This is a genomic window from Acidocella aluminiidurans (assembly GCF_055383125.1).
On the sequence record NZ_AP031589.1, the window covers coordinates 1,722,016 to 1,737,015 of the forward strand.

The window sequence follows — 15,000 nt, forward strand, 5'->3', positions numbered from 1 at the left end:
CTGTCACAATGGCCTCCGAGACTGTTTCAAAAGTCGCTTGGCGGCCGCCAGAGTGGCGTTTCAAACAGTCTCTCAGCTATGCAGGCCGGGGGCTTCCTGGCCGGTGCGGGCGACATATTCGCTATAGCCGCCATCGTAGAAATGCACGCCCTCCTCGGTCAGCTCCAGCACCCGGTTGGAGAGGGCGGAGAGGAAATGCCGGTCATGCGAGACGAAGAGCATGGTGCCCTCGTAATTCGCCAGAGCGGTAATCAGCATTTCCTTGGTGGCGAGGTCGAGATGGTTGGTGGGCTCGTCGAGCACCAGGAAATTCGGCGGGTCGAACAGCATCATCGCCATCACCAGCCGGGCTTTTTCGCCGCCGGAGAGCACGCGCACGCGCTTTTCCACCTCATCGCCCGAAAACCCGAAGGCACCCGCCAGGCTGCGCAGCACGCCCTGCCCGGCCTGCGGGAAGGCGGCATCCAGCGCCTCGAAAATGGTGGCACCGCCGTCCAGCAGATCCATCGCGTGCTGGGCGAAATAGCCCATCTTCACGCTGCCGCCGAGGGTAACGGTGCCGGCATCCGGCGCGGTGCTGCCGGTGACCAGCTTCAAGAGCGTGGATTTGCCGGCGCCATTGATGCCGAGCACGCAGCAGCGCTCCTTGCGGCGGATCAGCAGGTCCAGATTGTCGTAGATCACCTTGGAGCCATAAGTCTTTGAAACGCCGCGCAAATTAGCGACATCCTCGCCCGAGCGCGGGGCCGGCTTGAATTCGAACTCGATGGTCTGGCGGCGCTTGGGCGGCTCCACCCGGTCGATCTTGTCCAGCTTCTTCACCCGGCTCTGCACCTGGGCGGCGTGGGAGGCGCGGGCCTTGAAGCGCTCGATGAAGGCGATTTCCTTGGCCAGCATCGCCTGCTGGCGCTCAAACTGCGCCTGCTGGTGCTTCTCATTCAGCGCCGCCTGGCGGGCGTAGAACTCATAATCGCCGGAGAAGCTGGTCAGCGCCCCGGCATCGATTTCGATGACCTTGTTGATCACCCGGTTCATGAATTCGCGGTCGTGCGAGGTCATCAGCAAAGCGCCGTCATAGCCGGCGAGGAATTGCTCCAGCCAGATCAGGCTTTCCAGATCCAGATGGTTGGAGGGCTCGTCGAGCAGCATCACGTCCGGGCGCATCAGCAGGATGCGGGCCAAAGCGACGCGCATTTTCCAGCCGCCGGAAAGGCGGGCGACATCGCCTTCCATCATCTCCTGGGAGAAGCCGAGCCCGTGCAGCACCTCGCGCGCCTTGGCATCCAGCGCGTAGCCGCCCAGCTCCTCGAAGCGGGACTGCACCTCGCCGAAGCGCTCCAGGATTTCATCCATCTGCTCGAACTTGTCCGGGTCGGCGAGGTCGGCCTCCAACTGGGCGAGCTCGGCGGCGACGGCACTCACCGGCCCGGCGCCGTCCATCACCTCGGCCACGGCGCTGCGCCCGGCCATCTCGCCGACATCCTGGCTGAACAGCCCGATGGAGATGCCCTTATCGATCAGGATGTTACCTTCATCCGGCTGCTCCTGGCCGGTGATGAGGCGGAACAGGGTAGATTTGCCCGCCCCGTTGGGGCCGACCAGGCCGATCTTCTCGCCACGTTGCAGGGCGGCCGAGGCCTCGATGAAGATCAGGCGGGCGCCGTTCTGCTTGCTGATATTGTCCAGGCGGATCATGAAACCTCGATGGTGGTCGGATGGGCGGTGGTCGGATGGGCGGCTGGCTCTTACCCCAATGCTGCTCTGCCGCAAACCGCCCTTGCGCCGGCGCCGCTTATGCGCTTGAAGCCGGCTCCCTTCGCGTTCACCTCAAGGCTCCCGCATGTCCCGCATTTTCGGCATCGATTTCGGCACCACCAATTCCGTGGTGGCGGAGCTGGGGGCGGATGGGCAGGTGACGAGCCGGGTGTTCACCCAGGACGGGGTGAGCTTCGAGACCTTCCGCACCGTGCTGTGCTTCTGGCAGGAGGAGAGCAAGGGCCGCCCGGCTTTGCGCCATGCCGCCGGGCCGGCGGCGGTGGAGACCTATCTGGAAGATCCGCTGGAGGCCCGGCTGATCATGTCCATGAAAACCTATCTGGCGCAGAAGAGCTTTACCCAGACGCAGATTTTCGGGCGTTCCTTCACGCTGGAGGAGATGATCGCGCTGTTTTTGAAGGCGCTGCTGGGGGATGACCGGGAGGCGCGGATCGTCGCCGGGCGGCCGGTGCGCTTTGCCGGCGAGTTCGCCGATGACGCGTTCGGCGAGGCGCGGCTGCGCGCCGCCTTCGCCGCCGCCGGGCTGCCGGAGATCGAAACCGCTTATGAGCCGGAGGCGGCGGGGTATCGGTTTATCCGCGCGCTGCAGCGCCCGGCGCATGTGCTGGTGGGGGATTTCGGCGGCGGCACGTCCGATTTCTCGATTTTGCGCTTCACCCCGGGGGCTGAGGTGCCGATTGTCACCTTGGCCAATACCGGGGTGGGGATTGCCGGGGACAGTCTGGATTATCGGATCATCGATAACGCGATCTCGCCGCTTCTGGGCAAGGGCGATGAGTATCGGGTGCCGATGGGCAAGGATATGCCGATCCCGATCGAGTATTTCACCAGCTTCGCCAATTGGCACAAGCTCTCCTTGATGCGCAGCCCGCGTGTACTGCGCGATATCGAGGAGGTGGCGCGGCTGGCGCATAGGCCGGAGAAGCTGCGCAATCTGCTGAGCCTGATCAAGGATGAGAGCGGGTATCATCTCTACCAGGCGGTGAGCCGGGCGAAGGCGGAGCTGTCGCGCCAGGAGGGCACGCGGCTGCGCTTCGAGCATGAGGATTTCACCCTGGACCGTGAGATCGCGCGCGCAGAGTTTGAGGGCTGGATCGCGCCGGAGCTGGCAAAGCTGGATGGGTGCATCCAGGCGGTGCTGGATCGGGCGGGGATGCAGGCCAGCGGGATCGACCGGGTGTTTCTGACCGGGGGGACGTCTTTTGTGCCGGCGGTCAGGGGCTTGTTCGAGCGGCGCTTTGGGGCGGAGAGCCTGTCGGCGGGCGGGGAGTTTGTCTCGGTGGCGGAGGGGTTGGCGCTGATCGGGCGAGATAAAGGGTTATAAAAGTTTTGGGCGTGTGGGGAGTTTTTTCAAAAAGTCCCCACACGCCTTTGGGGCGTTGGCAACACTTTGCCAACGCCCCAAAGGTTTTGCAGCCCTTTTTGAAAAAAGGGCTGCACCCCAAAAACTTTTATTTATCTATGTAAATCGCCCGGAAATCGTTCACGTTGGTATGGGTGGGGCCGGTGACGATGGACGCATCCACCGCCTGAAAAAACCCGTGCCCATCATGCCGCTTCAGCGCCTTCGCCGCATCCTGGCCGCGCGCCAGCGTGCCCGGCCGCCAGATTGCCCCGGCGATTTCCTCGATGCCGTCAATCCCATCCGTGTCCGCCGCCAGGGCGGTGATCGCCGGATGATCCTGCACCGCCAGGCCGAAGGCCAACAGAAATTCCACATTGCGCCCGCCACGCCCGGTCTCTTCGCCCTTGCGCAGCGTCACCGTCGTCTCGCCGCCGGAGAGCAGCACGCAAGGCGGCGCGAAAGGCTGGCCATGCGCGGCCACCTGCAAGGCAATGGCCGCCAGCACCGCGCCGGTATCCTTGGCCTCGCCCTCGATGCGGTCGCTGAGAATATGCGCCTTCACCCCCAGCGCCTCGATCCGCTGCGCCGCCGCCTCCAGGGCCGCCTGCGGGGTGACGATCATGCGGGTTTGCACCCGCGCCAGCCGCGCATCGCCCGGCTTCACGCTTTCGGCCTCCGGGCTGTTCAGCGCCGCCTGGATGGAGGCGGGCAGGTCGAGCTTGTAATGCGCCAGAATCGCCTTGGCGTCGGCGATGCTGGAGGCATCCGCCACCACCGGGCCGGAGGCGATAGCCGGGGCGTCGTCCCCCGGCACGTCCGACATCAGCAGCCCCAGCACCGGGGCCGGATGCGCCGCCGCCGCCAGCCGCCCGCCCTGGCTGCGCGAGAGATGCCGGCGCACGCAGTTGAATTCGGCGATATTGGCGCCGCAGGCCAGAAGCTCCCGGTACAGCGCCTGGATCTCCGCCAGGCTGATGCCGGGCAGCGGTAAAGTCAGCAGCGCCGAGCCGCCGCCGGAGACCAAAGCCAGCAGCAGATCATCCGGCCCCAGCCCCGCGGCGATGTCCAGGCAGCGCTGGGCGGCGGCCAGACCGGCCGCGTCCGGCACCGGATGCGCGGCTTCCACCACCTCGATCCATTGCGTCGGCAAGGCGTGGCCGTAGCGTGTCACCACCAGCCCCTCCAGCGGGGCGCCGTAATGCGCTTCCACCGCCTGGGCCATGGAGGCGGCGGCCTTGCCCGCCCCCAGCACCACCAGCCGGCCGCGCGGGCGCGGCGGCAGATGCGCGGCCAGGCTCTGCTTCGGGTCGGCGGCGTCCAGGGCGGCCTGGAAGCCGGCGCGCAGCAGCTCCTCCGGGGCCATCACGCCACCAGGTTCCGCGGATTGCCGGCCAGGAAGGCCTCGATATTGCCGATCAGCTGCTCCGCCAGCGCCTGCATCGCCTCTTCCGAGGCCCAGGCGACATGCGGGGTGAGGATGAAATTCGGCAGATCCATCAGCCCGAGCAGCGCGTTATCCGGGTGCGGCGGCTCCGGGCTGGTGACGTCGAACCCGGCCCCGGCGATCTGGCCGCTGCGCAGCGCCACCGCCAAGGCCGCCTCATTCACCAGCCCGCCGCGGCCGGTATTGATCAGCAGCGGGCGACGGGCCATCCGCGCGAATTCCTCCGCCCCCAGCAAATTGCGGGTGAGCGGGGTGAGCGGGCAATGCAAACTGATCACATCCGCCTGGGCCAGGAAATCCGCGAAGGGGGTGTAGCCCGGCTTGGCCTCCGGCTCGCCCTTGCGGCCGGCATAGATGATCTTCATGCCGAAAGCCTCGCCCAGCTTCGCCACCGCGCCGCCCAGCGCGCCGCCGCCGATAATGCCAAGCGTCGAGCCGGCGAGATCGCGGATCGGGTAGTCGAAATAGCAGAACTGGCCGCTCTCCTGCCAGCGCCCGGCGGCGACCGAGTTGTGGTAGGCGAGCAGGCTGCGGCGCAGCGCCAGCAGCAGCGCGAATGTGTGCTCCGGCACCGTGTTCACCGCATAGCCGCGAATATTGGTGACGGCGATGTCGCGGGCCGCGCAGACGGGAAGATCGACAATATCCGTGCCCGTCGCCGCCACCGCGATCAGCCGCAGCTTCCTGGCGGTGGCCAGGCTCTCGGCGCGCACCGGCACCTTGTTGGTGATCACGATATCGGCGTCCTCGATGCGCGCCGCGACCGCGCTGGCCGGGGTGGCATCATAGCTCACCAGCTCATGCGGCTGGGTCAGGCCGGGCAGCTTCACGCTGGGCCCCAGCGTGCCGCGATCCAGAAACACCACCCGCAATTTATCGTTGGACAAGGCCACTCCCCTTTTTGATTGGCGCGCCCCTTAACGCACCAGCGCCAGAGTGATCCAGGGTACCGCCGCGATCAAGAGCAGCCCCAGGAACAGCGCGCCGACATAGGGCCAGATCCGCTTCAGCCCGGCATCGGGGCTGATCCGCGCGATCGAGCAGGCGGCGTAATAGCCGAGGCCGAAAGGCGGGGCGAACAGGCCGAGACCCATCGAGAGCACCACCACCATGGCATAATGCACCTCGCTGATGCCGAGCGACTTCGCCACCGGGAAGAGCAGCGGCCCGAACAGCACCATCGCGGGAATCCCCTCCAGCACGCTGCCCAGCACCACCATCACGATGATCGAGACCAGCAGGAAGCCATAGCGCCCGCCCGGCACGGACTGCATGAAATGCGCCACCGCCATGGAGAAATTGGACTGGGTCAGGGCCCAGCCCATCGCCGTGGCGGCGCCGATGATGAACATGATGGCGCCGGCCAGAGAGGCGGTCTGCACCAGCATCGGGAACAGACGGTGCCACTCGAAATGCCGGTAGATCAGCAGCCCCACCAGCACCGCATAGGCGATGCCGATGGTGGAGACCTCGGTGGCGGTGGCGATGCCGTCCACCACCGCGAAGCGGATGACGAAAGGCAGCGCCAAAGCCGGAATGGCGATGGCGAATTTGCGCCAGACCGCCCGCGCGGGCGGGCGCGCCGGCGAATTTGCCTGCGGCTTGGTGCGCAGGCGCGCCACCAAGGCCAGCGCCAGCGCCAGCACCACGCCCGGCAGCAGCCCGCCGGCGAACAGAGCCGAGATCGACACGCCGGTGACCGAGCCGATGATGATCAGCACGATCGAGGGCGGGATGGTCTCGGCCATGGCGCCGGAGGTGGCGAGCAGCGAGACGATCTCGCCCTCATCGATGCCGCGGCGTTTCATCTCCGGCACCAGCACCGGGGCGACGGCGGCGAGATCCGCCGTCTTTGCCCCGGAAATGCCGGAGACCAGCAGCACCGCGCCGAGCAGCACGTAATTCAGCCCGCCGCGTACATGGCCCAAGGCCGCCGCCAGGAATTCGACGATGACATGCGCCATGCGGGTGGTGACCAGCAGATGGCCGAGCAGGATGAAGAGCGGCACCGCGAGCAGGATCATCGCGCTCATGCCCTGATCCATCGAGCCCGGCACCACCGCCAGCGGGGCGCCGCCGGTGGTGAGCAGATAGGCCACGGTGCACAGCCCGAAACAGAAGGCGATGGGCACGCCCGCCAGCACGCAAAAGGCCAGCAGCCCGACGAAGAACACCAGCAGATTCCAGTTGCCGATGTCCCCCAGCAGCGGCGCGGCGGCGGCGAAGAGCAGCGCGCCGCAAACCAGCACGGCGGCGGCCACCACCAGCTCGCGCCAGCCATAACGCGCCAGGCGCAGCAGGCAGACCAGCAGCATCAGGCCCGCCCCCACCGGCATCGCCCCGGCGCGGAACGTATCCGGCAGGCCCAGCGCCGGGGTCTGCACATACCATTGATTGGCCGCGTACTGGCAGGCGGGGCCGATCAGCAGCGCCAGCATCAGCGCCGGGGCCGCCACCCCGATCGCGTTCAGCCGCGCCCGCCAGAGCGGCGGCAGGCGCGAGACCAAGGTGGTCATGCGCATATGGTCCTGCCGGCGCAGCGCATTGGCGGCGCCGAACATGGTCAGCCACAGGAACATCAGCCCGATGACCTCGTCGCTCCAGACCAGCGGGGTGTTGAAGACCGCGCGCGCGATGACGCTGACCAGGATCAGCGCCACTTCCGCCAGGACCAGCATTGCGCAGGGAATATCGATGACCCAGCCGAGCAGCCGGTCCGCCTTGCGCAGCAGATGATGGCCGATCTCGGCTTCGGCTTCGATATGGCTGGCCGGCGCGTGCTGTCCCATCTTCATGGCGCTGGCCGACATCAGCCCAGTTTCCCGGACACGCTCTCCAGCAAGGACCAGGCCTGGTCGCCGAACTTGGCCTTCCAGTGCGGGTAGAAATCGGTCTTGGCCAGGGCGGCGCGGAAATTCGCCTTGTCGACATCGACGAATTGCAGCCCCTTGGCGGTCATGTCGGCCTGCAGCGATTTGCTCAGCGCGGCGATGTCCGCGCGTTCATCCTTGCCGGCCTGGTCGAATTCATGGATCACCATCGCCTTCATATCCGCCGGTAGCCTGTTCAGCGCCGCCGGGTTGCCGAGGATGAGATAGCCATCCCAGACATGGCCGGTGAGGCTGCAATATTTCTGCACCTCATAGAGCTTGGCGGTGGCGATGATCGGCAGCGGGTTTTCCTGGCCATCGACCAGATGCGTCTGCAGCGCGGTATAGACCTCGGAGAAATCGATCGGCGTCGGGCTGGCGCCCAGGGCCGCGAACAGCGAGGTGAGGATCGGCGCGGGGGGCACGCGGATCTTGAAATTCTTCAGATCCTCTGGGGATTTGATCGGCTTGGTCGAGGTGGTGATCTGGCGGAAACCATTATCCCAGCTGCGGCCGATCATGGTCAGCCCGGCCCGGTCGATCGACTGGCCGATATATTTGCCCAGAGCCCCATCCATCGCCTGCCAGACCTGGTCATAGCCGTTGAAGGCGAAGCCGGTATTCACCACGCCGGCGGCGGGGACATAGGTGGCCAGCACGGAGGAGGCCATGTTGATGAACTGCACGCCGCCGATGCGCACCTGCGAGATCAGCTGCGCATCGGTGCCGAGCTGGGCGGCGGGGAAGAGGTCGATCTTGATGCGGCCATTGCTGTTCTTGGCGATGCGGTCGATCGCCTCCTGGGCGCGCTTGTTCACCGGGTGCGAGGGGGCCTGGCCGGTGGCCATCTTGTAGGTGAATTCGGCGGCCTGGGCGCGGCGGGTGAGAATGCCGAACAGCGGCAGCGCGGCGGCACCGGCCAGAGCGGTGCGGCGGGTGAGCTTGAGCGCGTTATTGGTCTTCGTCATGTCTGCGTCCTCCAGTGGTCGCTCGGTTTTTGTGTTTGTTGAGACTTGTGTTTTTTAAAACTCTTGGATCGAAAATCGAATTCTGCCAAGGCTGCGACAGCGCCCGGTTGGATGAAATCCGGGGCCTCCCGCCGAATGGGAGGCCCCGGCCAAGTGCGGCCGGTTGGACAGACCGGGCCGCGCGAGAGGGTTACAGCCAGCCCTTGATCTGCCGCGCCACCGCCTCGGCGGAAATGCCGTAGCGTTCATGCAGCGTCGGCAGCGCGCCGGCATCGAGGAATTCATCCGGCAACGCGATCTGGCGGAAGACCGGATTGATGCCATTGCGCAGCAACAGCCCCGCCACCGCCTCGCCCAGCCCGCCGACAATGCTGTGGTTTTCAGCAACAACCACGATACGGCCGGGCTTGGCGGCCTCTTCCAGAATTTTCGCCTCATCCAGCGGCTTGATCGTCGGCACATGCAGCACCGCCGCCCCCACCCGGTCCTTGGCCAGCAGATCGGCGGCTTCCAGCGCGCGCATGGTCAGGAAGCCCGAAGAGATCACCAGCGCCTCGGCGCCGTCGCGCAGCAAGGCCGCCTTGCCGATCTGGAATTTATAGCCGTACTCGTCCAGCACCAGCGGCACATTGCCGCGCAGCAGACGCATATAGACCGGGCCTTGATGTTCCGCGATCGCCGGCACCGCCTGCTCGATCTCATGCGCGTCGCACGGATCGATGATGGTGAGGTTGGGGCAGCCGCGGAAGATGGCGATGTCCTCCGTCGCCTGATGGCTCGGGCCATAGCCGGTGGTCAGGCCGGGCAGCGCGCAGACGATTTTGACGTTGAGCTTTTCCTCGGCAATGGCGAGGCAGATGAAATCATAGGCGCGGCGCGCGGCGAACACCGCATAGGTGGTGGCGAACGGGATCGCGCCTTCGCGCGCCAGCCCGGCGGCGGTGCTCATCAAGAGCTGCTCGGCCATGCCCATCTGGTAGAAACGCTCCGGATAGGCCTTCGCGAAAATATGCAGATCGGTGTATTTCGCGAGATCGGCGGAGAGGCCGACAATATCCTGGTTTTGTGCGGCCAGGGCGGTGAGCGCATTGCCGAACGGGGCCGGCTTGGTGCGCTGGCCGGGGGCGGCCAGCGAGGCGATCATCGCCGAGGTGGTGAGGCGCTTCTTCGGCGCTTCGGTGGTGCTGCTCATGCGGGCTTCCCCTGATCCAGAATTTCGAGCGCGAGTTGCCATTCATGCGCATCCACCCGCAGGAAATGGTTCATCTCGCGGTCTTCGAGGAATTTCACCCCTTTCGCCATCTTGGTGTCGCAGATGATGATACGCGGTTTCGGTTCGGCAAGATTGCGCGCCGCATCGAAGGCTTTCACCACCGCGTCGATATCGTTGCCATCCACGCGCTCGACATGCCAGCCAAAGGCGGTGAAGCGGTCATGCAGCGGCTCGCGGCTGGACATGGCGGAGGACGGGCCATCGGCCTGCTGGTCGTTCACATCGACGATGGCGATCAGATTATCCAGCTTCCAATGGCTGGCCGCCATCGCCGCCTCCCAGGTCGAGCCTTCATTCAGCTCGCCATCCGAGAACAGATTATAGACGAAGTTTTTGGAATTCTTCCGCTTCAGCCCAAGGCAGAAACCGACCGCGATGCCGAGCCCATGGCCCAGCGAGCCGCCGGTGATCTCCATCCCCGGCGTGTAGGCGGCCATGCCGGACATCGGCAGGCGGCTATCATCGGTGCCGTAGGTTTCCAGCTCATCCTCGGGGATCACCCCGGCCTCGATCAGCGCCGCGTAGAGGGCGATGGCGTAATGGCCGATGGAGAGCAGGAAACGGTCGCGCCCTTCCCAGTCCGGGTCTTCCGGGCGGTAGGTGAGGGCGTGGAAATAGGCCACCGCCAGCACATCGGCGATGCCGAGCGCCTGGGCGATATAGCCCTGGCCCTGCACCTCGCCCATCCGCAGCGCATTGCGCCGGATGCGCCAGGCGCGCGTGGGCAGGGAAACATTGGAGATCTGGTTCAATGGATGAGCATCCCGCCGTTAACGTCGATCACCGCCCCGGTGATGTAGGAAGAGATATCGGAAGCCAGGAACAGGAAGGCCCCGGCCACATCCTTGGCCTCGCCCAGACGGTTGAGCGGGATGCCTTTCAGAATGTCGGTGCGCATCTGATCCGTCAGCTTGCCGCCGGTGATCTCGGTCTGGATCAGGCCGGGGGTGACGCTGTTGACGCGGATGCCATCCGGCCCCAGCTCGCGCGCCATCGCCTTGGCCAGGCCGAGCACACCGGCCTTGGCGGCGGAATAATGCGGGCCGCCGAAAATGCCGCCGCCGCGCTGCGCGGAGACCGAGGACATGCAGGCGATGGAGCCCTGCTGGCGCTCACGCATATGCGGGATGAAGGCCTGGCTGAGATAGAGCACGCCGGTGAGGTTCACATCCATCACCTTCTGCCAATTCTCCCCGCCAATCTCCATCAGCTTCAAGGGCTGGGTGATGCCGGCATTATTGATGAGGATGTCGGCCTGGCCGAACACCTCCAGCACGCGCTTGGCGGCCGCCTGGCAGGCTTGCGCATCCGTCACGTCGCAGGCGACACCCAGATGCGCGCCTTGCGGCACGGCCGGCAGGCTGGCGGCCGCTTCGGCGGCGGCGGCCTCGTTGAGGTCGAGAATCGCGATCCGCGCGCCCTGGCTGGCGAAAAGCCGCGCCGTGGCCAGGCCGATGCCGGCCTTGCTGGCCGCGCCCGAGATGATCGCCGTCTTGCCGCTGAGCAGCATGGTTCCTCCAATTTGGTTTTGTAAGGCTGAAGCTGCGCCGATGCGGGGCCGCCGACAAACGCGAACTTTACATCCATGGATGAATTTGGTTCAACCATACCATGCTCAATAAAATCCCGCTTCCGGCGCTGCGTGCCTTCGAATCCGCCGGGCGGCTGGGCTCTTTCACCGCCGCGGCGGATGAGCTGGGCTTCACCCCCAGCGCGGTGAGCCACGCTATCCGCAATCTCGAAGCGGCGCTGGGGGTGAAGCTGTTCATCCGCCGCACCCGGGCGGTGGAGCTGAGCATGGAGGGGGCGGCGCTGATGCGCGCGGTGGAGCGCGGCTTCGAGGAGCTGCGCCGGGGGCTGGAGACGGTCTCGCGCCGTACCCCGGCCTCGCTGCGGCTGCATTGCGCGCCGAGCTTCGCCGCGCAGTTCCTGGCGCCGCGCCTGCCGCATTTCCTCAACGCGCATCCTGGCATCGAGGTGCGGCTGGCCGCCGGCACCGATTATACCCGCTTCACCGCCGATGAGTTCGACGCCGACATCACCTACGGCCCGGTGACGCTGCCGGGGGTGGAGATGATCCCGCTCGGGCCGGAGACGGTGACGCCGCTTTGCGCCCCGCATCTCGCCGGGCGGATCACCAGCATCGCGGATCTCGCGGAGCAGACGCTGATCCAGAGCGACAATAAGCAGGTGCGCTGGCCGGACTGGTTCGCCGGCAACGGCCTGCCCGCCCCGCCGCTGCGCGGCTTGCGCTTCGACCGCAGCTTCCTGGCGATCGCGGCGGCGGTGGAAGGGCATGGTGTGGCGCTGGAATCGACCTTGCTGGCGGGCAAGGAGCTGGCCACCGGCAAGCTGGTGGCGCCTTTGGCCGGATGTTCGCGCAGCATCACCTATGTCGGGCATCATTTCGTCTATCCGACGCGACGCAAAAGCGCGCCGATGATCAGGATTTTTCTGAACTGGCTGAATTCGGCGCTGGCGGAGGTTGAGACAGGCTGAAAATTTGAACCTGAATTTATAAAAGTTTTTGGTGCAGCTTTTTTCAAAAAGCTGCGAAAAACATTTCGGGGTGATGACGACGGCGTTGCCTATGCCCCAGCGTTTTCGCCGCTTTTTTGAAAAAAAGCGGCACCAAAAAACTTTTGCAAATTTAAGCGTGGATTTGCGCCAGACGCTTCACCGCCCGCAAATCCTGCAGGAATGCCGCCTGCGCATCAGGAAAACGCAGCAGATAAGAGGGGTGGGTGGTGACAAAAGCCGGCCAGTCGCCCAGTTGCGCCGGGCCGCGCGTCTGGGTGACGGAAACAGGCTTGCCGCCCACCGCCAGTGCCGCGCTCGCCCCCAGCGCCACCACCAGACGCGGCCGCACCAGTTCCAGCTCCTTCAGCAGCCACCAGCGATAATGCTTGATCTCGCCGGTGGTCGGCGATTGATGCAGGCGCCTTTTGCCACGTTGCTCGAACTTGAAATGCTTGACCGCGTTGGTGATGTAGCAATCGGCCCGGTTGATCCCGGCCTGCGCCAGCATCGCATCCAGAAGCTGCCCGGCCGGGCCGACGAAACAGCGCCCCTGCGCATCCTCCTCATCCCCCGGCTGCTCGCCGATGAAGGCGATGGCGGGGTCCAGCATCCCCTCGCCCAGCACCGCCCGCGTGCCGCCGGCCACGAAAGGCGGCGAGGCCATGATGATCTGGTTTAATGCCGATAAACTCGTCGGATTTTGCGCCGCCATCGCCGCCACCGCTTTTTGCGGGTCGCGCTTGGCGCTCATCGCCGCCTCGCGGGCGATCATCTCCTCCACCCGCGCCGGAGCTTGCGCCACCAGATCGGGGATCAGCCGCGCCTCGGGCAGATTGCGCCAATATTTGCGGGGCATCTCTTTCTGCATCATCGCGGTGTTCAGCCGCGCCGGGTTGAAGGTGCTTTGGTAATAATCCAGCCAGCCGGACTCGACCGCGTCCGTTTCCGGCACATCGCCGCGCTGACCTGGCGGGCCGATCTCCAGCCGCGTGCCGTCCCAGCGCAGCGTCCCCTCTGGGGTGAGGATGGACCAGACCAGGCTGCGGAAGCGATTGACGAAAAACCCTGAAGTTGCCTCCAGAATATAATGATCCGGCTCGAACCAGGCGAGGAAGCGCTCGCCCTGCTCATCCTCGATCCGGCGGAAGCGCACAAAAGCGTGCATCTTGTGCAGATCCCGCCGCACGGCTTTGGCCAGCATCTCCAGCCGGTGGGTCAGCTTGTCATGGCGCATTTCCAGCAGATGCGGCTCGCCATGGCGCAGCCGCCAGATCATCTCATAGAGCAGCGCATGGCGGGCCGGGTCGCGATGGCAGATCACCAGCCCGATCAGCGCCGCCGCCGCGCGGGGCAGGCTAAAGGCCGGGCCGTCCACGGGCGGCGCGTCACCGAACAGGCTGGCGCCCGTCTCCCAGAACACCTCGCGCGGCTTCACGCCCCGCGCCACCAGCCCGCGCACCGCGGCGCGAAAGCCGGGCAGATCCGCCCCTGGCGCCAGGGCGATGCGCGTCTGCATCAGAACAGGCTCGGCTGTACCGCGAGGCGCTGGCGCAGATCCAGCCGGTCGGTCTGCGCCGGGCGGTGATCCTCGGTGATCAGGAAGGGCAGCATGCGTTTCAGCCCGGAGGTGAGCCGCGCCACATCCGCCAGACGCAGCCGTGAGACGCGCCGCGCCGCGATGATCTTCTCCACCGCCCGCGCGCCCAGCCCCGGCACCCGCAGCAGCATCTCGCGCGGCGCCTTGTTCACATCCACCGGGAACTGGCCGCGATTTTTCAGCGCCCAGGCGAGCTTGGGGTCGATCTCCAGATCCAGCATCCCGCCCTCGCCGCCGGCGGCGATCTCGGTGGCGGTGAAGCCGTAATAGCGCAGCAGCCAATCCGCCTGGTAGAGCCGGTTCTCGCGTTGCAAGGGCGGCGGCTTTGCCGGCAGCGCGGCGCTGACCGCCTGGTGCGGGCTGTAGGCGGAATAATAGATCCGCCGCAGCTTGAAATCGCCGTACAGCGCGGCACTTTTCGCCAGCACCGCCGCATCGTCCGTGGTGTCCGCGCCGACGATGATCTGCGTGGATTGGCCGGAGGGGGAGAAGCGCCGCCGCTCCGCCTTGGCCTCGACGATGCGCTGCCGCATCTGCCCCATCGCGGCGCTGATCGCCGGGGCCTGCTTTTCCGGGGCGAGCCGCGCCAGGCTGGTTTCGTTGGGGAGTTCCAGATTGATCGAAAGCCGGTCCGCCCACAGCCCGGCCTGCTCGATCAGCCAGGGATTGGCCTCCGGGATCGCTTTCAGATGGATATAGCCGGCGAAGCCGTGATCCTGGCGCAGCGATTTCGCCACCAGCATCATCTGCTCCATCGTATAATCCGGCGAGCGGATGATGCCCGAGGAGAGAAACAGCCCCTCGATATAGTTGCGCTTATAGAAGGCCAAGGTGAGATCCACCACTTCCCGCACCGCGAAACGGGCGCGCGGCACGTTGGAGGAGCGGCGATTGATGCAATAGGCGCAATCGAACAGGCAGTAATTGGTCAGCAGGATTTTCAGCAGCGAGACGCAGCGCCCATCCGGCGTGTAGGAATGGCAGATGCCGGCCCCGGTGGTGGAGCCCAGCCCGCTTTTCCCCGCCGCGCGTTTCGGCGCCCCGGAGGAAGCGCAGGAGGCATCGTATTTCGCCGCATCGGCCAGAATCCGGAGTTTCGCGGTCAGGACTGGATCGAGAGAGGCTGTCATGGCGTCGTTCACGTTATGTTCTTAAGACGCCATTCGTCAAGTTCCGAATGAACCGGGACGCGGCGAGAGCCTCGCCT

Annotated in this window: 12 protein-coding genes; 2 read left to right on the forward strand and 10 right to left on the reverse strand. The window is 65.8% G+C overall.

Annotation, left to right across the window (positions count from 1 at the left end):
• Positions 1-72: 72 nt before the first annotated feature.
• Positions 73-1,695: a ribosomal protection-like ABC-F family protein gene (gene abc-f, locus ACZ46S_RS08750; protein WP_464064187.1), complete on the reverse strand. Its 1,623-nt coding sequence runs from the start codon at positions 1,693-1,695 to the stop codon at positions 73-75.
• 145 nt (positions 1,696-1,840) lie between these two features.
• Here abc-f and ACZ46S_RS08755 point away from each other — a divergent pair, with 145 nt between their 5' ends.
• Entirely contained in the window at positions 1,841-3,100 is a 1,260-nt protein-coding gene (locus tag ACZ46S_RS08755; RefSeq protein ID WP_464064188.1) for an Hsp70 family protein, read from the forward strand.
• 127 nt (positions 3,101-3,227) lie between these two features.
• Here the strand turns inward: ACZ46S_RS08755 and ACZ46S_RS08760 are convergent, their stop codons facing one another.
• From ACZ46S_RS08760 to ACZ46S_RS08790, 7 genes are all read right to left on the reverse strand, one after another.
• The gene (locus ACZ46S_RS08760) at positions 3,228-4,484 is read right to left on the reverse strand and encodes a glycerate kinase type-2 family protein (RefSeq protein ID WP_464064189.1); all 1,257 of its coding nucleotides are present in this window, start codon (positions 4,482-4,484) and stop codon (positions 3,228-3,230) included.
• A complete protein-coding gene (locus tag ACZ46S_RS08765) occupies positions 4,484-5,452 on the reverse strand; it encodes a D-2-hydroxyacid dehydrogenase (RefSeq protein ID WP_464064190.1) in 969 nt (322 codons plus the stop codon). The genes ACZ46S_RS08760 and ACZ46S_RS08765 overlap by 1 nt, the downstream gene beginning before the upstream one ends.
• Positions 5,453-5,482: 30 nt before the next feature.
• On the reverse strand, positions 5,483-7,375 hold the full coding sequence (locus ACZ46S_RS08770; protein ID WP_464064191.1) for a TRAP transporter large permease: 1,893 nt from the start codon (positions 7,373-7,375) through the stop codon (positions 5,483-5,485).
• Positions 7,375-8,403, reverse strand: a complete 1,029-nt coding sequence (locus ACZ46S_RS08775) for a TRAP transporter substrate-binding protein (RefSeq protein WP_464064192.1) — start codon at positions 8,401-8,403, stop codon at positions 7,375-7,377. Before ACZ46S_RS08775 ends, ACZ46S_RS08770 begins: the two co-directional genes overlap by 1 nt.
• A 190-nt stretch (positions 8,404-8,593) precedes the next feature.
• The gene (locus ACZ46S_RS08780) at positions 8,594-9,595 is read right to left on the reverse strand and encodes a transketolase family protein (protein WP_464064193.1); all 1,002 of its coding nucleotides are present in this window, start codon (positions 9,593-9,595) and stop codon (positions 8,594-8,596) included.
• Positions 9,592-10,428 carry a transketolase gene (locus tag ACZ46S_RS08785; protein WP_464064194.1) on the reverse strand — a complete coding sequence of 279 codons (837 nt, stop codon included), beginning with the start codon at positions 10,426-10,428 and terminating at the stop codon, positions 9,592-9,594. The genes ACZ46S_RS08780 and ACZ46S_RS08785 overlap by 4 nt, the downstream gene beginning before the upstream one ends.
• Positions 10,425-11,186 (reverse strand): SDR family NAD(P)-dependent oxidoreductase, encoded by a 762-nt coding sequence (locus ACZ46S_RS08790; RefSeq protein WP_295737909.1) that lies wholly within the window; start codon positions 11,184-11,186, stop codon positions 10,425-10,427. Before ACZ46S_RS08790 ends, ACZ46S_RS08785 begins: the two co-directional genes overlap by 4 nt.
• 101 nt (positions 11,187-11,287) lie before the next feature.
• Between ACZ46S_RS08790 and ACZ46S_RS08795 the strand changes: the two genes are divergently transcribed.
• Positions 11,288-12,175 (forward strand): LysR substrate-binding domain-containing protein, encoded by an 888-nt coding sequence (locus ACZ46S_RS08795; protein WP_464064195.1) that lies wholly within the window; start codon positions 11,288-11,290, stop codon positions 12,173-12,175.
• Between the two features lie 151 nt (positions 12,176-12,326).
• On the opposite strand, the gene ACZ46S_RS08800 is transcribed toward ACZ46S_RS08795, so the two are convergent.
• Together ACZ46S_RS08800 and ACZ46S_RS08805 are read right to left on the reverse strand one after the other, a co-directional pair.
• Positions 12,327-13,712: a UdgX family uracil-DNA binding protein gene (locus tag ACZ46S_RS08800; RefSeq protein ID WP_464064196.1), complete on the reverse strand. Its 1,386-nt coding sequence runs from the start codon at positions 13,710-13,712 to the stop codon at positions 12,327-12,329.
• Complete coding sequence (locus tag ACZ46S_RS08805) at positions 13,712-14,923, reverse strand: putative DNA modification/repair radical SAM protein (RefSeq protein ID WP_464064197.1); 1,212 nt, start codon at positions 14,921-14,923, stop codon at positions 13,712-13,714. The genes ACZ46S_RS08800 and ACZ46S_RS08805 overlap by 1 nt, the downstream gene beginning before the upstream one ends.
• Positions 14,924-15,000: the final 77 nt, after the last annotated feature.

Coding starts and splice junctions, on each gene's coding strand:
- abc-f (WP_464064187.1), bottom strand. CDS start 1,695: ATGATCCGCCTGGACAATATCAGCAAGCAGAACGGCGCCCGCCTGATC.
- ACZ46S_RS08755 (WP_464064188.1), top strand. CDS start 1,841: ATGTCCCGCATTTTCGGCATCGATTTCGGCACCACCAATTCCGTGGTG.
- ACZ46S_RS08760 (WP_464064189.1), bottom strand. CDS start 4,484: ATGGCCCCGGAGGAGCTGCTGCGCGCCGGCTTCCAGGCCGCCCTGGAC.
- ACZ46S_RS08770 (WP_464064191.1), bottom strand. CDS start 7,375: ATGTCGGCCAGCGCCATGAAGATGGGACAGCACGCGCCGGCCAGCCAT.
- ACZ46S_RS08775 (WP_464064192.1), bottom strand. CDS start 8,403: ATGACGAAGACCAATAACGCGCTCAAGCTCACCCGCCGCACCGCTCTG.
- ACZ46S_RS08780 (WP_464064193.1), bottom strand. CDS start 9,595: ATGAGCAGCACCACCGAAGCGCCGAAGAAGCGCCTCACCACCTCGGCG.
- ACZ46S_RS08790 (WP_295737909.1), bottom strand. CDS start 11,186: ATGCTGCTCAGCGGCAAGACGGCGATCATCTCGGGCGCGGCCAGCAAG.
- ACZ46S_RS08795 (WP_464064195.1), top strand. CDS start 11,288: ATGCTCAATAAAATCCCGCTTCCGGCGCTGCGTGCCTTCGAATCCGCC.
- ACZ46S_RS08800 (WP_464064196.1), bottom strand. CDS start 13,712: ATGCAGACGCGCATCGCCCTGGCGCCAGGGGCGGATCTGCCCGGCTTT.
- ACZ46S_RS08805 (WP_464064197.1), bottom strand. CDS start 14,923: ATGACAGCCTCTCTCGATCCAGTCCTGACCGCGAAACTCCGGATTCTG.